This window comes from Pseudomonas sp. BCRC 81390 (genome assembly GCF_030341915.1).
Taxonomy (GTDB): domain Bacteria; phylum Pseudomonadota; class Gammaproteobacteria; order Pseudomonadales; family Pseudomonadaceae; genus Aquipseudomonas.
This window is the reverse complement of record NZ_JATAAG010000063.1, coordinates 227,643-252,246: the sequence shown is the minus strand read 5'-3', so window position 1 is coordinate 252,246 and position 24,604 is coordinate 227,643. Positions and strand designations below refer to the sequence as shown.

Genomic DNA, 24,604 nt, shown 5'->3' with positions numbered 1-24,604 from the left:
TATGCTCGATTCCAAACTGTTACGCGGCCAACTTCAGGAAGTGGCGGATCGCCTGGCCTCCCGTGGCTTCAGCCTGGATGTCGCGCGCATCGAATCACTGGAAGAGCGCCGCAAGGCGGTGCAGACCCGCACCGAGCAGCTGCAGGCCGAGCGTAATGCCCGTTCCAAGTCCATCGGCCAGGCCAAGGCCAAGGGCGAAGACATCGCGCCGCTGATGGCCGACGTCGAGCGCATGGCCAACGAGCTGGCGGCCGGTAAAGCCGAGCTGGATGGCATCCAGGCCGAACTGGACGGCATCCTGCTGACCATCCCCAACCTGCCGGACGCCAGCGTACCGGTCGGTGCCAGCGAAGACGACAACGTCGAAGTGCGCCGCTGGGGCACGCCAAGAAGCTTCGACTTCGACATCAAGGACCACGTCGCCCTCGGCGAAATCAGCGGTGGCCTGGACTTCGAAGCCGCCGCCAGGCTGTCTGGCGCCCGCTTTGCCGTGCTGCGTGGGCCGATCGCCCGCCTGCACCGCGCGCTGGCGCAGTTCATGATCAACCTGCACACTGCTGAGCACGGTTACGAGGAGCACTACACCCCGTACCTGGTACAGGCCCCGGCCCTGCAGGGCACCGGCCAGCTGCCGAAGTTCGAGGAAGACCTGTTCAAGATCAGCCGCGAGGGCGAGGCTGACTTCTACCTGATCCCGACCGCCGAAGTGTCGCTGACCAACCTGGTGGCGGGTCAGATCCTCGATGCCAAGCAACTGCCGCTGAAGCTGGTGGCCCACACCCCGTGCTTCCGCAGCGAAGCCGGTGCTTCCGGGCGTGACACCCGTGGCATGATCCGCCAGCACCAGTTCGACAAGGTCGAGATGGTGCAGGTGGTCGAACCGTCCAAGTCGATGGAAGCCCTGGAAAGCCTGACCGCCAACGCCGAGCGCGTGCTGCAGCTGCTGGAGCTGCCGTACCGCGTGCTGGCCCTGTGCACCGGCGACATGGGCTTTGGCGCGGTGAAGACCTACGACCTGGAAGTGTGGGTGCCGAGCCAGGACAAGTACCGGGAAATCAGCTCGTGCTCCAACTGTGGCGATTTCCAGGCGCGCCGCATGCAGGCCCGCTGGCGCAACCCGGAAACAGGCAAGCCAGAGCTGGTGCACACCCTCAACGGCTCCGGCCTGGCGGTGGGGCGTACCCTGGTCGCGGTGCTGGAAAACTACCAGCAGGCGGACGGTTCGATCCGCGTACCGGAAGTGCTCAAGCCATACATGGGCGGCGTCGAGGTTATCCGCTAAATGGATTACCTGCCGCTGTTCCACAAGCTGCAGGGCGGCCGCGTGCTGGTCGTCGGCGGCGGTGAGATCGCCTTGCGCAAGGCGCGCCTGCTGGCCGATGCCGGGGCTGCGCTGCGCGTGGTGGCACCGGAGGTCGACGGCCAACTGGCCGCGCTGGCCCGGGAAGGTGGCGGTGAGGTGCTGGTGCGTGGCTATCAGGCAGCCGACCTGGTCGGTTGCCGGCTGGTGATCGCGGCCACCGACGACACCGGGCTCAACGCCCAGGTGTCGGCTGATGCGCAGGCCCTCAGCCTGCCGGTCAATGTGGTTGATGCGCCGGCTCTATGCACAGTGATCTTCCCGGCGATCGTCGACCGCTCGCCCTTGGTGATTGCAGTTTCCAGCGGCGGTGACGCGCCGGTGCTGGCGCGCTTGATTCGGGCCAAGCTCGAGGCCTGGATTCCATCGGCCTATGGCGAGCTGGCCGGGCTGGCAGCGCGGTTCCGGCACAAGGTCAAATCCTTGTACCCGGACGTCAATCAGCGCCGCGGCTTCTGGGAAACCGTGTTCCAGGGCCCGATTGCCGAACGCCAGCTGGCCGGGCAGGGCGCCGAGGCCGAGCGCCTGCTGCAGGCGATGGTAGACGGTGCGCCGGTGCAGCAGGGTGGTGAGGTGTATCTGGTAGGTGCGGGCCCGGGCGATCCGGACCTGCTGACCTTCCGTGCCTTGCGCCTGATGCAACAGGCCGACGTGGTGCTGTACGACCGCTTGGTGGCACCGGCGATCATCGACATGTGCCGGCGCGATGCCGAGCGTATCTATGTGGGCAAGCGCCGTGCCGACCATGCCGTGCCGCAGGACCAGATCAATCGCCTGCTGGTCGACCTGGCCCAACAGGGCAAGCGGGTATTGCGCCTGAAGGGCGGCGACCCGTTCATTTTCGGGCGCGGTGGCGAAGAGATCGAAGAGCTGGCCGGGCAGGGTATCCCGTTCCAGGTGGTGCCGGGCATTACCGCGGCCAGTGGCTGTTCCGCCTATGGCGGGATTCCGCTGACCCACCGCGACTATGCCCAGTCGGTGCGTTTCGTGACCGGGCACCTGAAGGATGGTACCAGTAACCTGCCTTGGGATGACCTGGTGGCACCGGCGCAGACCCTGGTGTTCTACATGGGCCTGGTCGGTTTGCCGACCATCTGTGCCGAGCTGATTCGCCATGGCCGCGCTGCCACTACCCCGGCAGCGCTGGTACAGCAGGGGACCACACGTAATCAGCGGGTGTTCACCGGTACCCTGGCGGATTTGCCCGAGCTGGTGGCCCGGCATGAAGTGCATGCGCCGACCCTGGTGATTGTCGGGGAAGTGGTGCAGTTGCGTGACAAGCTCGCCTGGTTCGAAGGTTCGCAGAACAGCTGAAATCGCCGGGGCCGCGTTGCGGCCCCGAATGCCTTAAGCCTGCCAGATCCCTTCGCCTGGCAACCGCTCGCGATCATGCGGCAGGCTGAAGTCCTGCAGCGGCCCCTTGGGCACGATCCCGTTCGGGTTGATGGTCTTGTGGCTCAGGTAATAGTGCTTCTGGATATGCTCCATGTTCACGGTCTCCGCCACGCCCGGCCACTGGTACAGCTCGCGCAGCCAGTTTGACAGGTTGTGGTAATCGCTCAGGCGCCGCAGGTTGCACTTGAAGTGGCCGTGGTACACCGCATCGAAGCGCACCAGGGTGGTGAACAGGCGCACATCGGCCTCGGTCAGGTATTCGCCTGCCAGGTAGCGGTTGCGGCTGAGCAGGTCTTCCAGATAGTCCAGTTCGTTGAACACATCGTCGAATGCTGCTTCGTAGGCCTCCTGCGTGGTGGCGAAGCCTGCGCGGTATACGCCATTGTTCACCGCTGGGTAGATGCGCTCGTTCAGTGCCTCGATGGTCGGACGCAGCGGCGCGGGGTAGAGGTCCAGCGTATTGCCGGTCAGCTCGTTGAACGCGCTGTTGAAGATGCGGATGATCTCTGACGACTCGTTGTTGACGATACGCCTGGCTTGCTTGTCCCACAGCACCGGTACAGTCACGCGGCCGGTGTAGTGCGGGTCATCCTGGGTATAGCGCTGGTGCAGGTACTGCAGGGCGTCGAGGTGGTCACCCGAGGAGCCTTGCTGCTGGTCGAAGGTCCAGCCATGGTCCTGCATCAGCCAGCTGACCACCGACACATCGATCAACGGTTCCAGGCCCTTGATGGCACGGACGATCAGGGTGCGGTGGGCCCATGGACAGGCCAGCGAGACATACAGGTGGTAACGGCCGGCTTCGGGGGCGGGCAGCGGATTGCGGCGCTGGGCATTTTCACGCTTGAAGGTGCCATCCTTGCCATTTTCATACCACTGGTCATGCCAGCGGCCATCGATCAAAAGGCCCATGCTGAGCTCCTGAAACAAAGTTGTTTGTCGTTGGAGCCCAGTCTAGGCCAAATCGTTCGAAAAAATAGCGTAAAGATCCGGGGTTTATAATCGATTAGATCGATTGGTCTCGCGCTTGCCAATAGCCTTGGGCTGTTGCGAACGCCTCTTCGCGGCCCTGGCCCAAGCCGCGAAGGGCCAGGGCCATGGTAGCGATGACAGCCTTCTCGCCATAGCTGTCTTCAACCTCGCCACGCCAGAAGGCCAGCAGATGCTCGGCTTGCAGGCTGGGCGGCTTGACGTGACGGCGCTCGCTCAGCGCTGGCCATTCTTCATCCCAGGCCTCGCCTGCCGTGGTGCCGTAAAGATGGCTGATGACATCAGGGTTGACCTCGATCTCGCCACCATCGCCCTTGATCACCAGCGCATGGTCACCCAGCAGGCGGCTGGCCTCGCGGTGAACCGCCTGGTAACCGGGGTGGAAAATGCTCTGCAGGCCACAACGCGCGCCCAGCGGGTTGAGGACCCGGGCCAGCGAGTGGATCGGTGAGCGCAGGCCCAGGGTATTGCGCAGGTCGATCATACGCTGCAACTGCGGCGCCCAATCCTGCAGCGGGAAGAACGCCAGCTGATGCTGGTCGAGTGCCTCGGCAACGGCTGCCCAACTGCGGCACAGGGGGATCTGCAACAGGCCGAGCAGTTGCTCGGTATACATGCGCCCGGCGGTATGTGCGCCACCACCATGCATCAGGATGCGCACACCATGGCTGGCCAGGCACTTGGCGGCCAGCAGGTACCACGGCAGATGGCGCTTCTTGCCGGCATACGTGGGCCAGTCCAGGTCCACGGCGATGCGCGGGGCCTGCAGGTGCGCGCGCAGTGCCTCGGTGAAGCCGGCCAGTTCCTCGGCGCTTTCTTCCTTGTGTCGCAGCAGCATGAGGAAGGCACCGAGCTGGGCGTCTTCGACCTTGTCTTCCAGCAGCAAGGTCATGGCCGCGCGAGCCTCTTCGCGGGTCAGGCCACGCGCGCCGCGCTTGCCTTTGCCAAGAATACGCACGAATTCGGCGAACGGGTGTTCGGCCGGTGTTTCCAGGGTGAGTGGGCGTGGCTGGGTCATATGCAGTTGGTCGGTTTGGGCAGGCCCGCCAGCTTGGCGGCGAGTTTGGCGGGGGTGCCGTTGAACAGGCGGTTCAGGTGCGGGCTGTTGCCCTTGTCCGGGCCCAGCTTGAGCGCCGTGTACTTGATCAGCGGGCGGGTTGCCGGGGACAACTGGTATTCCTGGTAGAACTGGCGCAGCAGTTCGAGGATCTCCCAGTGGTCCGCAGTCAGCGGGATGCCCTCGCGCGCGGCCAACGCCTCGGCAGCGGCAGGTGACCAGTCCTGCAGGTCGACCAGGAAGCCATCCTTGTCCAGGGCGATCGCCTGATCGCCAACGGTAAGCGTATTCATAGCCAGCTGTTGACCTTGTGGTAATGCAGCGACAGTTCGACGAAGCCGGTGTAGTCCACAGCCTTGGCCAGTTCATTGCCGACTGCGCGGGCCTGTATATCTTCCTCAAGCGCGAACAGGCGCTCGGCCAGGCCGGCGGCTTGCAATTGTCGGTACGGCTCGCTGCCGCTGCGCAGGGCGTATACCGCGTCACCGCACAGCAGCAGGGCATCGTCGGCGCCGAGCAGGCGCAGGCAACTGGCCAGGCGCTCGTCGCCAAACGGGGAGTGGGCAATTACATGCAGGGTTGTCATCACAGCGTTACCAACTGGTCAAAACGGGCGATCAGCGCGGCCAGAGCCGCATCGTCGAGCACTTGTGCCGGCAGTGCGAGGCTTTCGGCGGCCAGGCCACGGCGGGCGAGGCTGTGACTGCAGGCAAACAGTTCCTCGACACCGAACATTGGCAGTGCTTGCAGGTTGGCAGCGAGGTTCTTCTGCTGTACGGCAGCGGGCTGCTGGTTCGGCGCAAGCTGGAAAACGCCATCATCGAGAAACAGCATGCCCAGCGGCAGGTCGAACGCACCGCCGGCCAGGGCGATGTCCAGCGCCTCACGGGCGGAGGGTCCGTTCCAGGGTGCCTGGCGGCTGATGATCAACAAGGATTTGGCCATTTCAGTCGCCTCCGAAGCAGACAAGGCGGTCGGCAACCTGGGCGGCCTCGTGCAGTTGGCCGAGCCCTGACAGCTCCCACGGCTTGGGCAGGTTCACGGCCGGGCGCTGGTAGCGGTTGGCCTCGGCCTCGTCGAGCACACCTCGGCGCAGGGCGGCGGCGATGCACACCACGGCGTCCAGCTGCCTGGTCTCGATAAAGGCACGCCACTGGCCGGCTACATCCACTTCGTCCTGGGGTGCGACCACGTTGGCCGAGGCGCTGTGCACCCCGTCCTGGTAGAAGAACAGCCGGGCAATCTCATGTCCGCCAGCCAGCACCGCCTCGGCGAAGCGCAGGGCGCGTCGCGAGGAGGGCGCATGGGCCGGGGAGAACACCGCGATAGCGAATTTCATGGGTAACTCATGCAAAAGGAATGGTGCCATGATAAAGCAAAAAAGCCCGCGCCCGCTTGTGCATGCAGGCTGGGCTTTCTGTTGCGCATCAATCTCCAGGCCCATGCCGGCCGCTCCTGCAGAAGCCGGGCAAGGCCTGAGTGAACTCAAGCCTGCTCCTTGCCCTCCGGCAGGAACCAGTTCAGCACCAGCGCGCAAATCCCCCCAGTCGCCACACCCGACTCCAGCACATTGCGAATCGCCGCCGGCATGTGCGCCAGGAATTCCGGCACCTGTGCCACGCCCAGGCCCAGTGCCAGCGATACCGCGATGATCAGCAGGGCACGACGATCCAGCCGAGTGCTGGCCAGGATATTGATACCTGATGCCGCAACGGCACCGAACATGACCATGGCCGCACCACCCAGCACCGGTTCCGGCACTGCCTGGATCACCCCGGCAACGCTCGGGAACAGGCCCAGCAGCACCAGCATCAGAGCGATCCAGATACCGATATGGCGGCTGGCAATACCCGTCAGCTGAATCACGCCATTGTTCTGCGCAAAGATCGAACTCGGGAAGGTGTTGAACAAGCCAGCCAGCAGCGAGTTGGCCCCGTTGACCAGCACGCCGCCCTTGATCCGCTGCATCCACAGCGGCCCTTCGACCGGCTGGCGCGATACCTTGCTGGTGGCGGTAACGTCGCCGATGGCTTCCAGCGAGGTCACCAGGTAGATCACCAGCATTGGAATGAACAGCGCCCAGGAGAAGCCCAGGCCAAAGTGCAGCGGCATCGGTACCTGGAACAGCGCGGCCTCATGCATGCCGGTGAAGTCGAGGCGGCCCAGGTAGCCCGCCAGCGCATAGCCGACCGCCAGGGCGATCACGATGGCACAGCTGCGCATCCACACCACCGGGATGCGGTTGAGGACGACGATGATCGCCAGCACCACGCCCGACAGCAGCAGGTTCTCACCATTGGCGAAGGTACCGTTGGCCATGGCGCCGAAACCACCCCCCATGCTGATCAGGCCGACCTTGATCAAGGTCAGGCCGATCATCAGCACGACGATGCCGGTCACCAGCGGGGTGATCAGGCGTTTGACGAAGGGCAGGATGCGCGACACGCCCATTTCGACGAACGAGCCGGCAATGACTACACCAAAGATTGCCGCCATCACACTTTCCACGGGCGTGCCTTGCTTGACCATCAGCGCGCCACCAGCAATCAGCGGCCCGACGAAGTTGAAGCTGGTGCCCTGGACGATCAGCAGCCCGGCACCGAACGGCCCGAAGCGCTTGCACTGGACGAAGGTGGCGATGCCGGAGATCACCAGCGACATCGATACGATCAGGTTGGTATCCCGTGCAGAAACGCCCAGCGCCTGGCAAATCAACAGGCCAGGGGTGACGATCGGCACGATGATCGCCAACAGGTGCTGCAGCGCTGCCAGCAGACCGATCAACGGCCGTGGCCTGTCTTCCAGGCCAAGCACCAGTTCATTGGCAGGCGCCGCTGCGCCTGGGCTGTGTTCATGTGAGCTCATGGCTGAAAGCTGCCCCGGTGAAAAAAGGAGCGCATTCTACGGGTGATGATGGATTTGGGGTAGTGGCATGCACGATGGCGGCATGATCGAAGCGCATCCCGCAACCCACTCCACAAAAAAGCCCGCCGAAGCGGGCTTTTTCAGGCAGCGCTCAATCAGTCATCGCGACCCATGATGCCAAACAGTTGCAGCAGGCTGACGAACAGGTTGTAGATCGATACATACAGGCTGATGGTCGCCATGATGTAGTTACGTTCGCCGCCGTGAATGATCGCGCTGGTCTGGAACAGGATGCAGACCGACGAGAACAGCACGAAGCCGGCGCTGATCGCCAGCTGCAGGCCGCTGATCTGGAAGAAGAAGCTTGCCACGACAGCACCCAGCAGAACGAAGAAGCCTGCAGTGATGAAGCCGCTGAGGAAGCTCATGTCCTTGCGGGTGATCAGCACGTAGGCCGACAGGCCACCGAACACCAGCGCGGTCATGGCGAATGCCGAGCTGACTACCTCGGCGCCACCGGCCATGCCCAGGTAACGGTTGAGGATAGGGCCGAGGATGAAGCCCATGAAGCCGGTGAGGGCGAAGGTGGATACCAGGCCCCAGGCCGAATCACGCAGTTTGTTGGTAAGGAAGAACAGCCCGTAGAAGCCGATCAGCACCACGAACACGTTCGGGTAGCCGACGCGCATCTGCTGGGCCACGAAGGCCATGACACCGCTGAAGGCGAGGGTAAGCGCCAGCAGGCTGTACGTATTGCGCAGGACCTTGCTGATCTCCTGCTGCTCGACCTGCTGGCCGTGGTGTACGGCGTAATCCTGTTCGCGCATGGCGACACTCCTTGATGAACCTGTGGTTTCGAACGTTCAGATGTCTGGAGTCTATCAGAGCCGCCGCAACCCGCGACACAGAGAGTTTGACAGCGTGTTTCATTACGGTATGATGGCGGCCGCAAAACGAGCTGGAAGCGTGGCCGAGTGGTTTAAGGCAACGGTCTTGAAAACCGTCGATGGGCAACTATCCTAGAGTTCGAATCTCTACGCTTCCGCCATATAACTCCCTGATTCAGTTGATGTTCACGACTGCTTATCCGTTAAGCGTTTCGGGAACACCTGGAAATCGCAGGCAAGAGAAAGGGGCCCTCCGCGGCCCCTTTGTCGTTTCTTCAGCTCAGCCTGAGCGCCAGGTTCAACAACCCCACCACGTCCAGCCCTTGCTCGCTGGCCCACTTCGCGTAATGCGTGAAGGTCCTCGCCATCGACGTGTACCTGTGGGGTTGTGATGACCGCGCCTACACCGACCCGAAACGCACCTCCACCGCCAGGCTGCCCAGGTTATCGCGCAGGCCAGCCCCATAACGGCCGTCCAGGTCGTCATTGATGCACAGCTGCAACTCGCCCTGCTGGCCACGCGGCAACTGTGCCTGGTTGCCGACCAGGAACGGCGCGCCGCTGTTACCGATACGCCCGATCAGCGCTCCTTCCGGTTGGCCCGGCAAGGTGTAGCCGGGCTTGGCGATGAGCCCAGGGTTGCCCGCCGCGCCAACCATCCCGGTGGCCGGGTTGGCTGTCCACTGCCCACCGGTGCACACTGCCATTTGCCAGCTCTGCCCGTTGACCTGCACGCCGGTGCCCTGCCAGGCCTGGTTGGCCTGCACCTGCACGGTACGCTTGAGCAGGTCGCTGGCAACCACGTCGGCGGCCTGGAAGGTCAGCGCGGTAATGGTCAGGGTCGGGTTGGCGGTGCCGGTGGTGGGGAACACGCCGTCACCGACCAGGAACAGGTTGGGGTGGTCCCAACTGCGCTGGTCCTTGTTCACCACCGATTTGGTGCTGTCCGTGCCCATCCGATAAGTGCCCATCAGGTGGCCGGCGCCGAAGAACGGATAGTGCTGGCCGTCATACTCGAACACCGTCTGCGGCCCCGGGCCCACCTTGGGCGCGAAGTCGGTCAGTTCGGTGGCGCCCATCAGTTCGGTGATGATATGCGTGGCGGCCAGGCGCGCCTGCTTGAATCCCTCCTTGGTGTAGTTGGAGAAGTCGTAGGTGATCTGCGGCCGAGGCAGGCCCAGGCCATCGGTGAACGTCTTCGACACCTCTACCCGGCAAATCGCCTTGTCCGGATCTTGCTCCAGTTGCTCGACCAGGAAGCCCAGGCGGAACTGGCGGGTCAGCACGCTGTTGAGCTGCTGCACCAGTGCCGTGCCGGACAACGCCTGCAGGTTGGGGTTGGCGCCGCCGATGTTGGTGCCGTCGATGTAATCGCAGACCGTGGTGTACGGATCATTCGCCGACCAGTTCCAGCCCTCGTTGCCGATCTCGATACGCCACGCGGCACGCTGGCTGCGGAACGCGCCGTCGCGCATGTCCTCGATCCCCGAGGTGGACAGCGGCCCGCGGAACGGGAACAGCGGCTTGCCTTCAGGCATCAGACCCCAAGCCAGGTATACCGGGTGATCGGACAGCCCCAGGCCGACCTGCCCGCTGCTGTTGGCCACGCCGTTGGGGCTGTGCGGGCCGACCGAGTTGAGCAGCAGTTTCGGCGTTTCGATCGCGTGGGCGGCGATAACGTAGCGTTTACCCTGGGCCAGGCCGTTCTGCCGTGTGCCGTCGTTCTGGTACTGGATGTACTCGATGCCGGTGACGCCGCTGGCATCGACCTGCACCTTGCTCGCCACACTCTGGTAAAGGATGCGCACGTTGCCGGTATCCAGCGCCTTGGCCATGGTCACGGTGGCGTCGTACTTGGCCTGGATCGGGCAGATCGGCGTGCAACTGGTGTTGCCGGCGCACACCCGGCGGCCGTTGTCGTTCTGCGAGTTACGCCCGGCTGGTGTTTGCCGTACCTTGAGGGTGACCCCCTGGTACTGGGTGCCATCGACGGCCTTGCCCAGGCCTTGGTCGACCAATGACGGAGGAATGCCGTGCATGCTGTATTTGTAGCCTGGCGGGAAGGTTACGCCGAGGTAGCTCTGCGACGCGACATCGGCGGACACGCCTATCTCTTCTTCGGCGCGGCAATAGGCGGTTTGCAGGTCGTCGTAGCTGATCGGCCAGTCGACCCCGACCTGGTACACGCTGCGCATGCGAAAGTCGTTGGGCAACAGGCGCAGGGCCGTGCCCATCCAGTGCCACATGGTGCCGCCGCCCACCCGTTCATAGGTGCTGGCGAACAGCAGCGGTCCCTGCTGTACCAGGTAGCTCTTCTGCGCCTTGTTCGGGTCACTGCTGCCGGCGGTTATCAGGTCCTGGATGGTTGCCCGTGGCGCGAACTGCGTGGCCGGGGTCTGCTCGGTCTGCTCGGGGGGGTAGGGTGACTCGGGCGCCTTGAGCACGGCTGTGTAGAAGCGCTCCAGGTACTCGCTGCGGTTCGGCGGAATGGCCGGGCCAGACTCGAGCACCAACACTTTCAAGCCGGCCAGGCCCAACTGGTAGGCCATGACGCTGCCGGCCATACCGGCGCCCACCACGATCACATCGGCAGTTTCGATACTTTGGCTCTGTACGTTGCTCATGGCTGCTGCCCTTCCTTGGCGTCGACACCGGTGAACTGCTTGAGGGTGGGGGGCTGCTCGGCCCAGTAGCCGAAGTGGAACTGGCTGTAGCCCATGGGGTGGGACTGGGCGATCTTCCACGCCCAGCTTTGCTTGTAGGCCTGGTCGGACACCACGCTGATGTCGCCCTTGTGCGCGCTGCCTTGGTCATACGGCTGGTACCAACTGCCGAGCAGCCACAGCTTCATGATCGAGCGCGCGCCTTGGGCGATCTGCGGGTCCGAATTGCCGAGTACGGCGCTGGCGATCTGCGCAGGGGGTTGGCCCTTGAGGCTGACGTACAGCTCCAGCAGATTACTGAACGCTGCGGTGCCCATGCCTTGCTGGGTGGTGGCGAAGAACAGCGGTGGCAGGTTGATCGGGTCGACGGCAGGCGCCAGCCGGTCGGCTGACAGGCCGGTGAGTGCAGCGGACAATTCGATGAAATTCTGCAGGTTCGGGTCGCTCATGGCATCACTCCTTGGCGCCGGTGGATTGGGCACGTTCAAGCAGGAAGGTGAAATCGGCGAAGCTGGTGCGCGGTGACTGGGTCACGCGAGTGGTCGCGTTGTTGTGGCACTCCATGCAACTGGATGACGCCTGCGGCGTGGTGCCCTGGTTGTAGGTTTCCAGCGTGGCGTTGGCCAGGAAGTTCGGCGCAGGCGTGCCCAGCGGGTTGGTTGCCGACGGTACCTGGCAGTCATCGGCGGGGTCGGTTGGCCACTGGGTGCTGATCAACTGGTAGTTGGCCCACACCGTGCCCTTCAGCGCGCCTTGCCATTGCGCGTTGAGCTGGTGGGTAGCGGCGGTGAGCGGAATTTCCCGCACGATCTGCGAAGGCGTGGCCTTTTTCGACGGGTCCCACGGTGGGGCGGGCGGCTCGTTCACCGGGCGGTCGCTGGCCTGGGCGTCGTAGAACAGGTAGGGGCCTTTGCGCTCGTTGATCGGCGTGGTCTTTTCCGGCACGTTGCGTACGTGTTCGAAGCTCGACCACACCCACTGCGGGGCACTGCTGGTCTTGTGCACGATGTGCAGGCCGACCAGCCCGACTTTCTGCGCGCTGCATGACTCGGGGATCACCGCGCCTTTGTTCGGGTCAGCGTTGCCGGGGGTGTAGACCAGCGCGTCGACGGCGTGGAATTCTGCCGGGTTGTCGCTGCCGTCGAGCACTTTCCAGGCCGACTTGACCATGATCGCGCCCACCTGCCGGGCATTTTGCGAGCCGCAGGCGAAGGCGATGCGGTTGTCAGCCTTGCCGAGGAACGCTTGCTGGCCTTCCTTGCTGTACAGGCCATTGTTGACGATGTCATCGAACATTGGCTGGTTGACCATGATCGCGTTGCGCGTGTAGGTGCCACTCTGGTCGACCAGTGGGCCGGTCTTGAACGGTTGGATGAACTCGTCGAGCACGCCAGCGACCTTGCCCATCTGCTGCAGCACGGGCAGGTCCCCCTTGCCTTGGCAGGCGGTGGGTAGCGGCGCCTTCTGGTTCCAGGCGACCGGCTTCTGGCCCTTGGGCAGGAAAATTTCGTAGCTTTCCTTCCACGACTCCCACACCGTCTGCCCCGGCGCGCCGATCTTCACCGAGGTGTTGGCGCTGCCGTCGGCATTGGCAGGCCAGTTCAGGGCGACGAAGGTCTGCCACGACAGCACGTCGAAATCGTGTTGCAGGTTGTCCAGGGTGAAGGGGGGCGTGGCGGTGACATCGAAGGGAATCGCAGGTGACAGCACCGGGGGGCTGGCCGCATCGGCCATGGCGAGCGCGCTGGTAAAGCTTGCACCCAGGCACGCCAACCGTTTCAAGGTTATTTTCATTGTCGTCTCCTCAGCAGATAGAGCGTCGGGACGACGAGGCGGAGTGGCCCTTCCTGGACCCTATGTTTAGCGTTATCCCTGACGCTAGGCTGAAGGCTAGCCGTCGCGTTGGAACCATCGGATATATCCGACTAACGGTAGGGATAAAGGCGGTGGCGCACTTGTCTAAGCGCGCTGGTCTGGCGACCTGCTGCCCCTTTCGCGGCGTCTATTGCAAGGTCATCGGCTTCATGCCCTCCGGTAGCTTGCGCAATGTCTCTTCGATCCGTGCGATCGATCCTGCGAGTTCATCCGCTTCCTTGTCGTTGCCCTCCCTTCTCAGGCGATCACGCTCCAGGCGCAGGTTGAGGAGATTTTTTTGCAGTTTCAGGGCCGAGGCATTGAACGGGTCCATGCTTTTCTCACGCTGTAGGCGTCCGTGCCGTTGTAGGAAAACTGGACCGTAACAGCTCGAATTTGCAGGAGAAACTGATGTTTCATACAGGCAATGCTTGCTGGCAGGAATCTTCTTACGCTGTTTGGAAAAACATCCTACAAGCCACGTTTCAAGCCATGTCTTTCCGGCCCGCCTCAACAGCCCGTCGTGGCTGACCGCTGCCGTTTTTGCGCGGGGCTGGCCATCAACACGGCTTCCTCCCGGGCCTGCCATGCTTATGAAATGTTATGTAGCAATTGCAGACGCCAAGCTACAGATGATCCGCATCCACGACCGCCTGGGTGAACGCCTGCGGTGCTTCCTGGGGCAGGTTGTGGCCAATGCCGCCGCTAATTAGTCGGTACTGGTACTTGCCGGTAAAGCGCTGCGCATACGCTTCGGCTGGTGGGTGCGGGGCGCCGTTGGCGTCGCCCTCCAGGGTAATGGTCGGCACGCCGATGCTGGGCAAGCGGGCCAGCGTGGCTTCAAGCGGGTCGTAGCGTGTTTCGCCCTGTGCCAGCCCCAGCCGCCAACGGTAGTTGTGCACGGTGATCGCCACCTGGTCGGGGTTGTCCAAGGCCTTGGCGCTGCGCTCGAAGGTGGCATCGTCGAAGGCCCACTTGGGGGAAGCGGTTTGCCAGATCAGTTTGGCGAAGGCATGGCGGTTCTGCTCGTAGCCGGCCTGGCCGCGTGCGGTGGCGAAGTAATACTGGTACCACCATTGCAATTCGGCGCTGGGGGGCAGCGGAGCCTTGGCGGCTTCCTGGCTGCTGATCAGGTAACCGCTGACCGACACCAGCGCCTTGACCCGCTCGGGCCACAGTGCCGAGACAATGTCGGCCGTGCGTGCGCCCCAGTCGAAGCCGGCGAGCACGGCACGTTGGATGTGCAGCGCATCCATGAAAGCAATGACGTCGCTGGCCAGCGCCGCGGGCTGGGCATTGCGTGGGGTGGCGGCAGACAGGAAACGGGTCTGGCCATAGCCGCGAACGTAAGGCACCAACACCCGGTAGCCTTTGGCGGCGAGGGCAGGTGCGACATGTTCGAAGCTGTGGATGTCGTAGGGCCAGCCATGCAACAGGATCACCACCGGGCCGTCGGCAGGGCCTTGCTCGACATAGGCCACGTCGAGCACGCCGGCGTTGATGTGTTTCAGCGGGCCGAAGTCATCCGTCACGCTGGCGGCTGGCTGGACCTTCTGTGGCGCAGCCGTGGCGATATTTGCCGCCATCAGGCCAAGCGGCAACAGGGCACAGGCAAGCAGCGTACGGCTGAAACGGCGTGGCAGGGCGGTGCTTGGGTGGCGGGCAGGCATTGGGCATCTCCTTGACGAAACCATCGGTGCGGGTTGATGGGCCCAGTAAAGAGGATGGCTGTATCGATGATGTGTCCGCTCGGCGTGCAGCCGCGTGGTTGTGTATCAGGGCTCGGTCTGTACACATAAAGATACAAACCGCAGCATTAGCCGCCGCCTGCAAGCGCGCTGCCAGCCAGTACCTGTTCCGTGCGCAAGATGCGCGCATAGTCCAAGGCCAGGTTAGCCAGCGAAAGGGCGTGCACGTCCTCGGCAGGCCACAGCCGGCCATGCAAGTCGTGCTGGTCGAAGGTGAAGCAGGCGTCTTCGACCACTACCACGTCGAAACCGAGATTGCCCGCCGAGCGGGCAGTGGATTCCACAGAATTGTTGGTAATGACCCCGGCGATGATCAGTTGGCTGATTCCGCGAGTGCGTAGCCAGCGCTCCAGGCCGGAGTTGGCGAAGGCATCGGGCACATGCTTGTCGAACACCGTTTCGCTCGCCAATGGCGTGAACGCAGGCTGGAATTCGCAACCGGCCTGCCCAGGCCAGAACACCGAATCCGCCGAGCGGGACAGGTGGCGTACATGCACCAGCGGGCGCGCCGAACGACGCCAAGCAGCCAGTAACTCGCCGATGCGCAGTTCGGCTTCCGGGTTGTTACGCCGGCCCAGACGTGGGTGGTGAATGCCAACCTGAAGGTCGATCAGCAGCAGGACTGAGTTGTCGGCGAGAGCGGTCATGGCAGGCTGGTACTCCTTGGCAGGTTGAGCGGTTGACCCTAGCACAGCGTCGATGACTGGGCAGCCTGCGTGAACTTCAGTGCCCTGCAGGCCGTTGCGCAGTCCAGCGAGACCTGCTGGGTTGGTCATCTGATCCGCTTTTTTTCCATAAACCTGAATCTGTAACCGTATCAGTCGAGGTCGGACAATAGGCCCATTCCCGCATCCACACTGTTGAGGTTCCGATGGGCAAGCTCGCGCTGTTCCTGGGTGGTTTTCTGCTGTTGACCCTGCTGATAGGTATTCTTGGCACCATCCCGCCAAGCTGAACTCGATTACTGCACATCCCACCAATGCGCGGCCTGCCCGGTTCCACGGCGGGCTGGCTGCCGTTCCTTTTGGCCGGTTGACCCTGTCGATTTGTACGATAAGTCGTTCTTTACGCTGAGAAATCTGTCCACAAAAAACGTGGGTAGGTCTGTGGATAAAGTGCTGCAAGCCAAGCCCGCGGCGGGCTCTGTTAAATTGAGCAGAATTTGAACAGCCGTCCCGTGACGGTTTCAGCAGGCCATGCCGGCGCGGCGCAGGGCGCCGAGCAAGTCACGTACCCGCGCCGGCAACTCGCCAGCGGGGTAAACGGCATGCATCTGCGGGTCCTGGCCGCTGCTGGAGGTCAGGCGATAATGTGGGCACACCCGCACCAGCCGGCCCGCCTTCACCTGTGCTTCGCCGGCCCAGGCAGCCAGGCGAGCGATACCCGCGCCGGCCAAGGTGCTGTGGTACACCGCGTGGCCTGAGTCCAGGCGCAGCCTCGGCCGGGGGCGCAAGCTGGTGATCTGGCCGTCGCGACAGAAGTGCCAGGCTTTGAGGATGCGCGGCGCGGTGTGCAGGATCAAGGCGTGCCCTTCAAGGTCATCGGGGTGTTGTGGCGTGCCGGCCAATGCCAAGTATGCCGGGCTTGCATAAAGGTGGCGCTGGTAATCCCACAGCGGGTAGCCAATCAACTCGCTCGATTGCGGAAAGGCGCCGCGCACCACGAAGTCGAACTTGCCTTGCAATGGGTCGAGGGCGCCGTCGCTGTACTGCACGTCCAGGGTGACCTGCGGGTGGCAGCGGGAAAACTCGGCCAGCACCTGGGGCAGCATATGTTCACCCAGCAATTGCGGTACGGCGAAGCGAATCCAGCCTTGCGCACTGCCGCTGAGCGCGGCCAGTTCGTCAGCCGCATCACGTTGCACATCCAGCAAGCGTTCGGCATGTGGCAGCAGGCGCTCACCGGCTTCGGTCAGGGTCACGGCGCTGGCGTTGCGGTTGAGCAGCTTGCTGCCGGTGTTGTCTTCGAGGGCCTGTACCGCGCGGGTCACTGCGCTGGGTGAGCGCCCCAGGGCGCGGGCGGCGGCGACGAAGCTGCGCTTGTGCGCCACGCTGACGAACGCTTGTATCTCCCGCAGCATGTCCAATGCCATTGGCTGTTCCTTGTTGCAGTTTTCGCAATGCGGCATTTCACCACAAGCGCAGCACTTTGATTAGCCTTGCGGGCGTCTTCACTGCCTGGAACCGCATCATGTTGGATATCGCTGTGCTTTCCGTGTTCGCCTTCGCCGCCGGGCTGATCGACGCCGCCGTCGGTGGCGGCGGGCTGATCCAGATTCCGGCCTTGTTCAACGTGTTGCCCACGGCGCAACCGGCGGCCCTGCTCGGCAGCAACAAGCTGGCATCGGTCTGTGGCACGGCCTTCGCGGCGCGTTCGTTCATCCGCAAGGTGACCCTGGACTGGGGGCTGATCGTGCCGGCGGCGCTCAGCGCCTTTGTCATGTCGTTCGCCGGAGCCGCCACGGTGTCGCTGGTACCGCCCAGCGTGATGCGCCCGGCGGTACTGGTACTGATCGTGCTGATGGCGATCTATACCTTTTGCAAGAAGGACTTCGGCACCTTGCACAAACCCGCGAAGATCGGCCGCAAGGAACAGTGCCTGGCAGTGCTGATCGGCGGTGCGATCGGCTTTTACGACGGCCTGTTCGGGCCGGGTACCGGCAGCTTCCTGATCTTCCTGTTCATCCGCTTCTTCGCCTTGGACTTCCTGCACGCCTCGGCGTCGGCAAAGGTTGTGAACATCGCGACCAACCTGGCGGCGCTGGTGTTTTTCGTACCCTCGGGGAACGTGCTGTATGCCATTGCCTTGCCCATGGCGGCGTGCAACATCCTTGGCGCGCTTACGGGAACCTGGCTGGCGGTGCGCAAGGGCGCAGGTTTTGTCCGTGGGCTGTTCCTGGTGCTGCTGTGCGTGCTGATCGCCAAGTTGTCGTGGGACTTGCTGGCCGGCTAGTTCAGCTCACCTGGCGCTGTGCCTCGGCCTGTTCCACGCGGTTGCGGCCATGGGCCTTGGCCCGGTACAGCGCCTGATCGGCGTGCGCCAGCAGCTCGTCCAGGCTGGGAGCTGGCGTGTCGGCGGCACAACCGGCCACGCCGATGCTCACGGTAATCTGCAGGTGCTGCTCGGCTTGCGTCACCTTCAGCTCCTGCACGGCGCGGCGCAGGCGTTCGGCAGTGAACTTGGCCCGCTCGGGCGCCAGCCCCGGCAGGATCACGACGAACTCTTCGCCACCCAGGCGGGCGAGCAATTCACCTTCGTGCAACTGCTCTTGCAGGGTGCCGGCGAACTGGCGCAGCACCAGGTCGCCTGTGGCGTGGCCGTGGGCATCGTTGATCGCCTTGAAATGGTCGATGTCCAGCATCATCAGGGTCAGCGGCAGCGCCTCGGCGTGTTGCTGGCGGCTATCCAGCAGGGCATTGGCGCGGCGGGTGAAGGCGCTGCGGGTGAGCACGCCGGTCAGGTGATCGATGCTGGCCTGGTGCGCCAGGCGGGCCATGAGGCTGCGGTTGGCCTGGCTGACGCAGGCCACCACCAGCGGCCCGAGCACCAGCATGGCGATGCCCAGGCGCGCCGACACCAGGGTGGTCACGCCCGGCTCGCTCTGCGGCACGATGAAATGCATGAGGTTTTGCGCCACGGCCACGATCAGCGTGCTGCCGGTAGTCAATGTCAACAGCGCAACCAGAAAGGGTGAGTATGTCCAGGCACACCACAGCAGCGCGGCAATCGGGAACGCAATGGCCCCGGGGCCGCCGAAGGCAATGCTGAACGCCAGCGAGGCCAGCAGCACCAGCAACGGCGCCAGGCGGATGGCCTGGGCGCCACCGCCAAGCAAGGCGCGCGCCGAGGGCGCCGTGAGCAGCACGGGCAGCACCAGCACACTGGTCGAGAACTGTTCGCTGAACCAGGCCAGCCAGGTCGCGCGCAAGGATTGGTCGAACCAGGGGGCGGCCATCAGCGTGGCCATGATGGCTGCTACCACGGCGCCGGTGGCGCTGGCGGCAAACACCCTGATGACGCCGTGCGGGGTGCGCATGCGCCGATGCAGGCGAGGTAGGCGCACGAGCAATAGCCATAGCGTGGCCACCATGCCCAGGTTGCACAGGTTGAACCACAGGGCCGGTACCCAGGCACTGCCGCACAGCAGGTCGGCGCCTACCATGGCCAGCCAGACCAGGGCGAAGGCGGTCAGGTTCGCCTGCCGGGGGAAACGCAGCAGCACCCCGGCCAGCACCGCATTGACCGGCCAGAACAGCGACAGGGATTCGATCGGCCGGGCCAGGATACCGCCCACCGTCAGGATGAAGGTCAGGGCCAGCAGAATGACGAGGTGCAGCAAGCGCGATCGGGTTGGAAAAACCATGGGCTCGGCCGGCAAAGCGGAAACGAAATCCAGGACAACGGCTTGAAGCACCTGGGGCAATGACGCACCAGTGTGTTTCGTCAGGGGACTTGATGTCAATCTGCCGCGATCGGTCGGGATAATGCCAAATTGCCTTCATTGATTGCCAGGCGCCTCACGGCTTGAAGAACCATGGCACCATCAACACGGTCACCAGCATCACCAGCAGCGTGAACGGCACGCCGACTTTGACGAAATCGGCAAAGCGGTATTGCCCAGGGCCGAGCACCAGCGTGTTGACTGGCGAGGACACCGGCGTCATGAACGCGGCCGAGGCGGCCAGCGCCACGGTCATGGCGAACGGGTAGGGTGACATGCCCAATTGCGCGGCGGTGCTGACGGCTACCGGGGCCATCAGTACCGCAGTGGCGGTGTTGGAGATGAACAGGCCAATCAGCGCAGTGAGCGCAAACAGGCAGGCCAGGATGGCGCCAGGGCCGGCACCGCCGAGTACGCTGACCAGGCCGCCGACGGCCAGGTCGATGCCGCCGGTTTTCTGCAGCGCCTGGGCAAAGGGCAGCATGCCGACAATCAGTACCAGGCTCTGCCAGTGGATGGCCCGGTAGGCGCTGTTCATGTCGATGCAGCGGCCTGCGCCCATCAGCAGGCAGCCAATCAGCGCGGCGATGACGTTGGGTACCGCGCCGCTGACCATCAGGCCGACCATCACTGCCAGGCTCAGCAGCGCCTGCGGTGCGCGCCTGCGGGCGGGCGCGACCAGGTCGATTTCCGCCGGCAGGCTCAGGACCAGGAAGTCCTTGGGTCGGCTTTGCAACTGGCGCACCGCCTTCCACGGGCCGACCACCAGCAGGGTGTCGCCCAGGCGCAGCTTTTCTTCCACCAGTTGCGCCTCGATCGCTGCCTGCTCGCGGCGCAGGCCGACTACGTTGAGGTCGAAGCGGGTGCGGAAAGCCAGCTCGAGAATGCTCTTGCCGATCAGTTGCGAGCCTGGCGGTAGCGAGACCTCGGCCATGCCCAGCTCCTGGGACTGGTCGATGAAGTAGGCGGCCTTGAAGCGCAATGGCTCCAGTTGCATGGCCTGGCACAGGCTGCGCAGGTCGTCCTGGTTGGCAAACAGGTCCAGCAGCAGCACGTCGCCCTGCTGCAGCACGGTGCCTGAGTCGGCGGCGATCACCCGCGTGGTGAACTTGTGCTGGCGCTCGATACCGATCACGTTGGCGCCATGCCGGGTACGCAGTTCCAGCTCGCCCAGGGTATGGCCGATCAATGGCGAGTGCGGGCGGATGCGCAGGCGTCGTTCACGGCCGCTGAGCTTGTAGTCCAGCACCAGGTCGAGCAAGGTGCGACGGCTTTCCACCCGGCCGTCCTTGCGCACCTCGCCATTCAGCCAGCGCCGGGTCAGCAGCATGTAGCCGATGCCCAGCACCAGCACCACCAGGCCGAACGGGGTGAAGCTGAAGAAGCTGAAGCCCGCTTCGCCATGGCGCACCAGCTCGCTGTGCACCACCACGTTGGGCGGCGTGGCCACCAGGCTGAGCATGCCGCTGATCAGGCCGGCGAAGGCCAGCGGCATCATCAGGCGGCTGGGCGAAAGCTGCAGGCGCGCGGCGATGCTCAGCACCACCGGAATGAAGATGGCCACCACGCCAGTGGAACTCATGACCGACCCCAGCCCCGCCACGGCCACCATCAGCAGCACCAGCAAACGGGCTTCGCTGTTGCCGGCCCGCTCGCTCATCCACTCGCCGATGCGGTAGGCAATACCGGTGCGCACCAGGCCTTCACCGATGACGAACAGGGCGGCGATCAGCACAACGTTGGGGTCACTGAAGCCGGCCAGGGCCTGCTCCACGGTAAGGATGCCCGACAGTGGCAGGGCGAGTATCACCAATAGCGCGACCACGTCCATGCGCGGGCGGTTGATGACGAACAGGAGGATGACGATGGCCAGCAGGCCGAGGACCCAGAGCAGCTCTTGGTTCATGGGGAGGGGTGTTCCTTCACACGGGGGCACGTTAGACAGTAGCAGGCAGTGTGCCGGGTTGTGCTGAAGGGGGTATTGATGTACTGCAGGGTTGGCAAAACAGAAGGGGCCGCATTGCGGCCCCTTGGTCATCGTGATCAGTGGCGGTGACGGCGGTGGTGGCTGCCGCCATTGTCGCCCAGGTGGTTGCCGATGGCGCCACCGGCCGCGCCGCCCAGGCCGGCACCCACGGTGGAGCCGGTCTTGCCGCCCACGGCGCCGCCCAGCAGCGAACCGCCAGCCGAGCCCAGGCCACCGCCGATGGCTGCTTCGGTACGGTTGCCTTTGCTTGCGCCTACCGCACTGCCGGCTGCGCCGCCGAGGCCGGCGCCAATGGCCGCACCGGTGCGGCCGCCGATCTGCTGGCCGACAACGTTACCCAGAACACCACCCAGGCCACCGCCAATGGCGGCAGTACCGTCACCGGCGAAAGCGCCTTGGCACAGCAGCAGGCCAAGGGCAAGGGAAGGCAGAGTCACACGCATGATACGAACCTCGAAGGAATCATCAGGTAAAGGTGCCGCGCACAGGCGGCGGAACTGGGGGAGAAGACGCTTCAGCGGTAGTAGCGGTCACCGCGGTAATCACGATCGTCGTCATCATCGTCGTCGTCATGGCGATCATGCCGATGGTGGTGACGGTGCTCATGGTCGCGGTCCCGCCAGCCATCATCGTCGTCATGGTAGCGATGGCTATGGCAGCCTGCGGTGAGCAGGACAACGGCGATCAGCGAAAGGCTTGCAAGACGGGATATCACGATATAGGTCCTTGATCCGCAACGGTTTGCGGCACACCTCCTGAGACTGGAAACGCTCCATTTGGTTTCGCTGGCAGGCAAAAATAATTGCCGTGCCAGCGTGAGCTGCGTGGCCTGATGCGGGCAGGTTCAGCGCGCTGGCTGGATTGCCAGCACGACACCGTTGGTGATCTGCACCAGCACGTAGTGATCGCCCATGCGCACCCAGTGGCTTTCCTTCTCCGGTGCCGGCAGGCCTTGGCCTTTCCAGTCCTTCACGGCCTGGTCATCGCGCTTGTACTGGTCAGGCGCCTTGTCGCCGACCTTGAGCTCGCGGTTGTGGGTTTCCGGGGCGGTGATGCTTTCTTCGCTGGACGGCGCGGCGCCGACGGCCAGGGGCAGGCAGGGCAGTGCGGCGAGTAGCAGATAGTGCAGTTTCATGACGATTCCTCGTAACGATAGGTCTTAGCTGCGACAGCGGTTTGCGCCCGGCAATTCACTCGCGATGCCTGCCAATGCTAGAGTCGCCTTCTTTTTTAACCCTGAGGATGGAACATGCGTGCGATTCTGCCGATGGCCGCGGCGCTGATGCTGGTGGGTTGTGCTTCTGCAACCATGGAAACGGCCCGCGGCGGCAAGCCGACCGCGCAGCTCGACTCGCACAAGGCGCCGGAACTGGTGGCCCAGTGCATCCAGTTCAGCTGGCAGGAGGAGAAGGTGTTCGGCGATGACGCCAGCGGCTACCTGGAACCGCGCAAGCAGGGCGGCTTCACGGTTTATACCCGTGAAGCCGAAGCGTTCGTGGATGTGTACCCACAAGCGGGTGGGGCACGGGTGGATTTCTACGCGCAGAACAACGACGGCGTGGCGCTGCAGCGCCGGGCGGCGGCGGCGACCTGCCTGTAACGAGCCGATAGCAGACCGAACGTATGGCGCCAGTCCCTGTGCGAGTTTATCCGCGCCCACAGGGACCGCGTGAGCTTTACAATTTTTCGCAAGGTAGTTGTGTCGCCGTGGGCCTGGTGGAGACTAGCATGAGCCCACACGGCTCAAGGAAGGCACCATGCACACCTCACTGCTACTTAACCGCGCTAGCTGGGACGAACGCGCCCCGCTGCACGCCGCCTCGAAGGACTACCAGATCGATCGGTTTGTCCTGCATTCTGGGCACTTGTCCGAAACAGTACGCTTTGATCTGCCACTGCTCGGCAATATCAATGGGCTCAATACCGTCCACCTGCAGTGTCATATCGGCACCGACACCCTCTCGCTGGCGCGCCTCGGCGCCAAGGTCTGTGGCCTGGACTATTCCGCAGCATCGCTGGCCGAGGCGCGGGCTTTGGCTCAGCGTTGTGCTGCCTCGATTGCGTATGTCGAGGCCGACGTCTACACCGCCGACGAGGTGTTGCCTGCCGGTACCTTCGATCTGGTGTACACCGGCATTGGTGCGCTCTGCTGGTTGCCGCGTATCGAGCCGTGGGCGCGTACCGTCTCAGCATTGCTGAAACCAGGCGGGCGCCTGCTCCTGCGTGACGGCCACCCGATGCTGATGGCAGTCAATGAAGACCGTCAGGATTGCCTGCAGCTGGAATACCCCTACTTCGAGCAGGAAGCACCGACGGTATGGTATAGCGACCAGACCTACGTCGAGACCGAGCAGCGCCTCACCCACTGCGAAACCCACGAATGGAACCATGGCCTGGGTGAAGTCATTAGCGCTTTGCTGGGCCAGGGCTTGCAATTGACTGCCCTGGTCGAGCACCAGAGCATTCCGTGGGAGGCGTTGCCGGGTCAGATGGTCAAGGGTAACGATGGCGAGTGGCGCTTGCGTGACCAGCCTGCACGCCTGCCGCTGAGTTATACGCTGATGGCAATCAAAGCCTGATCAGGACAGATAGCCCCCGTCGACATTGAGCGCCGTGCCGGTGGTGTAGCTGGAGGCATCGCTGGCCAGGTACAACACGGCACCGGCCATCTCTTGAGGGTCGGCCACGCGCTTGAGCGGGATCTGCTGCAACGCGGCGTTGCGGATGGCATCGTTCTTTACCAGTGCCGATGCGAACTTGGTATCGGTGAGGCCCGGCAACAGGGCGTTGCAGCGGATGCCGAAGGGCGCGCATTCCTTGGCGAAGACCTTGGTCATGTTGATGACCGCCGCCTTGGTCACCGAATAGATGCCCTGGAACAGGCCCGGCGAAACCCCGTTGATCGAGGCGACGTTGATGATGCTGCCGCCACCTTGTTCGCGCATCAGCTTGCCGGCCTCCACCGACATGAAGAAGTAACCACGGATGTTGACGTCCACGGTCTTCTGGAAGGCGCCCGGGTCGGTATCCAGCACGTTGCAGAACTGCGGGTTGGTCGCCGCATTGTTGACCAGGATATCCAGCCGGCCGAACTGTTCGCGGATGCCGGCGAACACCTGCTGGATCTGCTCCAGTTCGCCAATGTGGCAAGCCACAGCCGTGGCCTTGCCCCCGGCGGCGATGATGGCCTCGGCGACCTGCTGGCAGCCGTCGAGCTTGCGGCTGGACACGATCACATGGGCGCCCTGCTGCGCCAGCAGGTGGGCAATCGCCTCGCCAATGCCGCGGCTGGCGCCGGAAACGAAGGCGATCTTGCCGTCGAGGTCGAACAGGTGGGTCTTGGACATGCTGTTTTCC

Annotated in this window: 26 protein-coding genes and 1 tRNA gene; 6 read left to right on the top strand and 21 right to left on the bottom strand. The window is 63.8% G+C overall.

Features of this window, described 5'->3' with window-relative positions; translation table 11 throughout:
• The first annotated feature begins 1 nt into the window (after nt 1).
• Together serS and cysG are read left to right on the top strand one after the other, a co-directional pair.
• Nucleotides 2-1,282, top strand: coding sequence for a serine--tRNA ligase (gene serS / locus QSV36_RS16005; protein WP_289133151.1), 1,281 nt, complete (start codon nt 2-4; stop codon nt 1,280-1,282).
• On the top strand, nt 1,283-2,674 hold the full coding sequence (gene cysG, locus QSV36_RS16000; RefSeq protein ID WP_289133148.1) for a siroheme synthase CysG: 1,392 nt from the start codon (nt 1,283-1,285) through the stop codon (nt 2,672-2,674).
• Nucleotides 2,675-2,707: 33 nt separating this feature from the next.
• Here cysG and QSV36_RS15995 read toward each other — a convergent pair whose 3' ends face one another.
• The 8 genes from QSV36_RS15995 to QSV36_RS15960 form a co-directional block, all read right to left on the bottom strand.
• Nucleotides 2,708-3,667, bottom strand: coding sequence for a glutathione S-transferase family protein (locus QSV36_RS15995; protein WP_289133147.1), 960 nt, complete (start codon nt 3,665-3,667; stop codon nt 2,708-2,710).
• Nucleotides 3,668-3,761: 94 nt separating this feature from the next.
• Nucleotides 3,762-4,763, bottom strand: coding sequence for a glycosyl transferase family protein (locus tag QSV36_RS15990; RefSeq protein WP_289133145.1), 1,002 nt, complete (start codon nt 4,761-4,763; stop codon nt 3,762-3,764).
• The gene (locus QSV36_RS15985; protein ID WP_186687011.1) at nt 4,760-5,095 is read right to left on the bottom strand and encodes a TusE/DsrC/DsvC family sulfur relay protein; all 336 of its coding nucleotides are present in this window, start codon (nt 5,093-5,095) and stop codon (nt 4,760-4,762) included. Before QSV36_RS15985 ends, QSV36_RS15990 begins: the two co-directional genes overlap by 4 nt.
• Nucleotides 5,092-5,388, bottom strand: coding sequence for a sulfurtransferase complex subunit TusB (gene tusB, locus QSV36_RS15980; RefSeq protein ID WP_289133141.1), 297 nt, complete (start codon nt 5,386-5,388; stop codon nt 5,092-5,094). The genes QSV36_RS15985 and tusB overlap by 4 nt, the downstream gene beginning before the upstream one ends.
• Nucleotides 5,388-5,747 carry a sulfurtransferase complex subunit TusC gene (tusC, locus tag QSV36_RS15975; protein ID WP_289133139.1) on the bottom strand — a complete coding sequence of 120 codons (360 nt, stop codon included), beginning with the start codon at nt 5,745-5,747 and terminating at the stop codon, nt 5,388-5,390. Before tusC ends, tusB begins: the two co-directional genes overlap by 1 nt.
• A 1-nt stretch (nt 5,748) precedes the next feature.
• The gene (gene tusD, locus QSV36_RS15970) at nt 5,749-6,141 is read right to left on the bottom strand and encodes a sulfurtransferase complex subunit TusD (protein ID WP_289133138.1); all 393 of its coding nucleotides are present in this window, start codon (nt 6,139-6,141) and stop codon (nt 5,749-5,751) included.
• A gap of 146 nt (nt 6,142-6,287) precedes the next feature.
• Entirely contained in the window at nt 6,288-7,667 is a 1,380-nt protein-coding gene (locus tag QSV36_RS15965) for a nucleobase:cation symporter-2 family protein (protein WP_289133137.1), read from the bottom strand.
• Nucleotides 7,668-7,822: 155 nt separating this feature from the next.
• On the bottom strand, nt 7,823-8,494 hold the full coding sequence (locus QSV36_RS15960) for a Bax inhibitor-1/YccA family protein (protein ID WP_003251184.1): 672 nt from the start codon (nt 8,492-8,494) through the stop codon (nt 7,823-7,825).
• Nucleotides 8,495-8,627: 133 nt separating this feature from the next.
• On the opposite strand from QSV36_RS15960, the gene QSV36_RS15955 reads away from it, so the two are divergent.
• Nucleotides 8,628-8,715 (top strand) — tRNA-Ser (locus QSV36_RS15955).
• Nucleotides 8,716-8,955: 240 nt separating this feature from the next.
• On the opposite strand, the gene QSV36_RS15950 is transcribed toward QSV36_RS15955, so the two are convergent.
• From QSV36_RS15950 to QSV36_RS15920, 7 genes are all read right to left on the bottom strand, one after another.
• Complete coding sequence (locus QSV36_RS15950) at nt 8,956-11,178, bottom strand: GMC family oxidoreductase (protein WP_289133136.1); 2,223 nt, start codon at nt 11,176-11,178, stop codon at nt 8,956-8,958.
• On the bottom strand, nt 11,175-11,666 hold the full coding sequence (locus tag QSV36_RS15945) for a sorbitol dehydrogenase (protein WP_289133135.1): 492 nt from the start codon (nt 11,664-11,666) through the stop codon (nt 11,175-11,177). The genes QSV36_RS15950 and QSV36_RS15945 overlap by 4 nt, the downstream gene beginning before the upstream one ends.
• Nucleotides 11,667-11,670: 4 nt before the next feature.
• Complete coding sequence (locus tag QSV36_RS15940; RefSeq protein WP_289133134.1) at nt 11,671-13,011, bottom strand: cytochrome C; 1,341 nt, start codon at nt 13,009-13,011, stop codon at nt 11,671-11,673.
• 208 nt (nt 13,012-13,219) lie between these two features.
• Entirely contained in the window at nt 13,220-13,405 is a 186-nt protein-coding gene (locus QSV36_RS15935) for a hypothetical protein (protein WP_289133133.1), read from the bottom strand.
• Between the two features lie 292 nt (nt 13,406-13,697).
• Nucleotides 13,698-14,741: an alpha/beta fold hydrolase gene (locus QSV36_RS15930; protein ID WP_289133132.1), complete on the bottom strand. Its 1,044-nt coding sequence runs from the start codon at nt 14,739-14,741 to the stop codon at nt 13,698-13,700.
• Between the two features lie 146 nt (nt 14,742-14,887).
• Nucleotides 14,888-15,466 carry a cysteine hydrolase family protein gene (locus QSV36_RS15925; protein WP_289133131.1) on the bottom strand — a complete coding sequence of 193 codons (579 nt, stop codon included), beginning with the start codon at nt 15,464-15,466 and terminating at the stop codon, nt 14,888-14,890.
• Between the two features lie 539 nt (nt 15,467-16,005).
• Nucleotides 16,006-16,911: a LysR family transcriptional regulator gene (locus QSV36_RS15920; protein ID WP_289133129.1), complete on the bottom strand. Its 906-nt coding sequence runs from the start codon at nt 16,909-16,911 to the stop codon at nt 16,006-16,008.
• A gap of 98 nt (nt 16,912-17,009) precedes the next feature.
• On the opposite strand from QSV36_RS15920, the gene QSV36_RS15915 reads away from it, so the two are divergent.
• Entirely contained in the window at nt 17,010-17,771 is a 762-nt protein-coding gene (locus tag QSV36_RS15915) for a sulfite exporter TauE/SafE family protein (protein WP_289133127.1), read from the top strand.
• Between the two features lies 1 nt (nt 17,772).
• Here QSV36_RS15915 and QSV36_RS15910 read toward each other — a convergent pair whose 3' ends face one another.
• The 5 genes from QSV36_RS15910 to QSV36_RS15890 form a co-directional block, all read right to left on the bottom strand.
• Nucleotides 17,773-19,197 (bottom strand): GGDEF domain-containing protein, encoded by a 1,425-nt coding sequence (locus QSV36_RS15910; protein WP_289133385.1) that lies wholly within the window; start codon nt 19,195-19,197, stop codon nt 17,773-17,775.
• Nucleotides 19,198-19,336: 139 nt separating this feature from the next.
• Nucleotides 19,337-21,166, bottom strand: a complete 1,830-nt coding sequence (locus QSV36_RS15905) for an SLC13 family permease (protein WP_289133125.1) — start codon at nt 21,164-21,166, stop codon at nt 19,337-19,339.
• 137 nt (nt 21,167-21,303) lie between these two features.
• Nucleotides 21,304-21,690, bottom strand: a complete 387-nt coding sequence (locus QSV36_RS15900; RefSeq protein WP_289133124.1) for a glycine zipper domain-containing protein — start codon at nt 21,688-21,690, stop codon at nt 21,304-21,306.
• Between the two features lie 71 nt (nt 21,691-21,761).
• A complete protein-coding gene (locus QSV36_RS15895) occupies nt 21,762-21,959 on the bottom strand; it encodes a hypothetical protein (RefSeq protein WP_289133383.1) in 198 nt (65 codons plus the stop codon).
• Between the two features lie 132 nt (nt 21,960-22,091).
• The gene (locus QSV36_RS15890) at nt 22,092-22,382 is read right to left on the bottom strand and encodes an RcnB family protein (RefSeq protein WP_289133122.1); all 291 of its coding nucleotides are present in this window, start codon (nt 22,380-22,382) and stop codon (nt 22,092-22,094) included.
• Between the two features lie 114 nt (nt 22,383-22,496).
• On the opposite strand from QSV36_RS15890, the gene QSV36_RS15885 reads away from it, so the two are divergent.
• Together QSV36_RS15885 and QSV36_RS15880 are read left to right on the top strand one after the other, a co-directional pair.
• Complete coding sequence (locus tag QSV36_RS15885) at nt 22,497-22,847, top strand: hypothetical protein (RefSeq protein ID WP_225778372.1); 351 nt, start codon at nt 22,497-22,499, stop codon at nt 22,845-22,847.
• A 157-nt stretch (nt 22,848-23,004) separates the two neighbouring features.
• Nucleotides 23,005-23,826 (top strand): class I SAM-dependent methyltransferase, encoded by an 822-nt coding sequence (locus QSV36_RS15880; protein WP_289133121.1) that lies wholly within the window; start codon nt 23,005-23,007, stop codon nt 23,824-23,826.
• On the opposite strand, the gene QSV36_RS15875 is transcribed toward QSV36_RS15880, so the two are convergent.
• Nucleotides 23,827-24,594, bottom strand: coding sequence for an SDR family oxidoreductase (locus tag QSV36_RS15875; RefSeq protein ID WP_289133120.1), 768 nt, complete (start codon nt 24,592-24,594; stop codon nt 23,827-23,829).
• Nucleotides 24,595-24,604: the final 10 nt, after the last annotated feature.

Coding starts and splice junctions, on each gene's coding strand:
- serS (WP_289133151.1), top strand. CDS start 2: ATGCTCGATTCCAAACTGTTACGCGGCCAACTTCAGGAAGTGGCGGAT.
- cysG (WP_289133148.1), top strand. CDS start 1,283: ATGGATTACCTGCCGCTGTTCCACAAGCTGCAGGGCGGCCGCGTGCTG.
- QSV36_RS15995 (WP_289133147.1), bottom strand. CDS start 3,667: ATGGGCCTTTTGATCGATGGCCGCTGGCATGACCAGTGGTATGAAAAT.
- QSV36_RS15990 (WP_289133145.1), bottom strand. CDS start 4,763: ATGACCCAGCCACGCCCACTCACCCTGGAAACACCGGCCGAACACCCG.
- QSV36_RS15985 (WP_186687011.1), bottom strand. CDS start 5,095: ATGAATACGCTTACCGTTGGCGATCAGGCGATCGCCCTGGACAAGGAT.
- tusB (WP_289133141.1), bottom strand. CDS start 5,388: ATGACAACCCTGCATGTAATTGCCCACTCCCCGTTTGGCGACGAGCGC.
- tusC (WP_289133139.1), bottom strand. CDS start 5,747: ATGGCCAAATCCTTGTTGATCATCAGCCGCCAGGCACCCTGGAACGGA.
- tusD (WP_289133138.1), bottom strand. CDS start 6,141: ATGAAATTCGCTATCGCGGTGTTCTCCCCGGCCCATGCGCCCTCCTCG.
- QSV36_RS15965 (WP_289133137.1), bottom strand. CDS start 7,667: ATGAGCTCACATGAACACAGCCCAGGCGCAGCGGCGCCTGCCAATGAA.
- QSV36_RS15960 (WP_003251184.1), bottom strand. CDS start 8,494: ATGCGCGAACAGGATTACGCCGTACACCACGGCCAGCAGGTCGAGCAG.
- QSV36_RS15950 (WP_289133136.1), bottom strand. CDS start 11,178: ATGAGCAACGTACAGAGCCAAAGTATCGAAACTGCCGATGTGATCGTG.
- QSV36_RS15945 (WP_289133135.1), bottom strand. CDS start 11,666: ATGAGCGACCCGAACCTGCAGAATTTCATCGAATTGTCCGCTGCACTC.
- QSV36_RS15940 (WP_289133134.1), bottom strand. CDS start 13,011: ATGAAAATAACCTTGAAACGGTTGGCGTGCCTGGGTGCAAGCTTTACC.
- QSV36_RS15935 (WP_289133133.1), bottom strand. CDS start 13,405: ATGGACCCGTTCAATGCCTCGGCCCTGAAACTGCAAAAAAATCTCCTC.
- QSV36_RS15930 (WP_289133132.1), bottom strand. CDS start 14,741: ATGCCTGCCCGCCACCCAAGCACCGCCCTGCCACGCCGTTTCAGCCGT.
- QSV36_RS15925 (WP_289133131.1), bottom strand. CDS start 15,466: ATGACCGCTCTCGCCGACAACTCAGTCCTGCTGCTGATCGACCTTCAG.
- QSV36_RS15920 (WP_289133129.1), bottom strand. CDS start 16,911: ATGGCATTGGACATGCTGCGGGAGATACAAGCGTTCGTCAGCGTGGCG.
- QSV36_RS15915 (WP_289133127.1), top strand. CDS start 17,010: ATGTTGGATATCGCTGTGCTTTCCGTGTTCGCCTTCGCCGCCGGGCTG.
- QSV36_RS15905 (WP_289133125.1), bottom strand. CDS start 21,166: ATGAACCAAGAGCTGCTCTGGGTCCTCGGCCTGCTGGCCATCGTCATC.
- QSV36_RS15900 (WP_289133124.1), bottom strand. CDS start 21,690: ATGCGTGTGACTCTGCCTTCCCTTGCCCTTGGCCTGCTGCTGTGCCAA.
- QSV36_RS15890 (WP_289133122.1), bottom strand. CDS start 22,382: ATGAAACTGCACTATCTGCTACTCGCCGCACTGCCCTGCCTGCCCCTG.
- QSV36_RS15885 (WP_225778372.1), top strand. CDS start 22,497: ATGCGTGCGATTCTGCCGATGGCCGCGGCGCTGATGCTGGTGGGTTGT.
- QSV36_RS15880 (WP_289133121.1), top strand. CDS start 23,005: ATGCACACCTCACTGCTACTTAACCGCGCTAGCTGGGACGAACGCGCC.
- QSV36_RS15875 (WP_289133120.1), bottom strand. CDS start 24,594: ATGTCCAAGACCCACCTGTTCGACCTCGACGGCAAGATCGCCTTCGTT.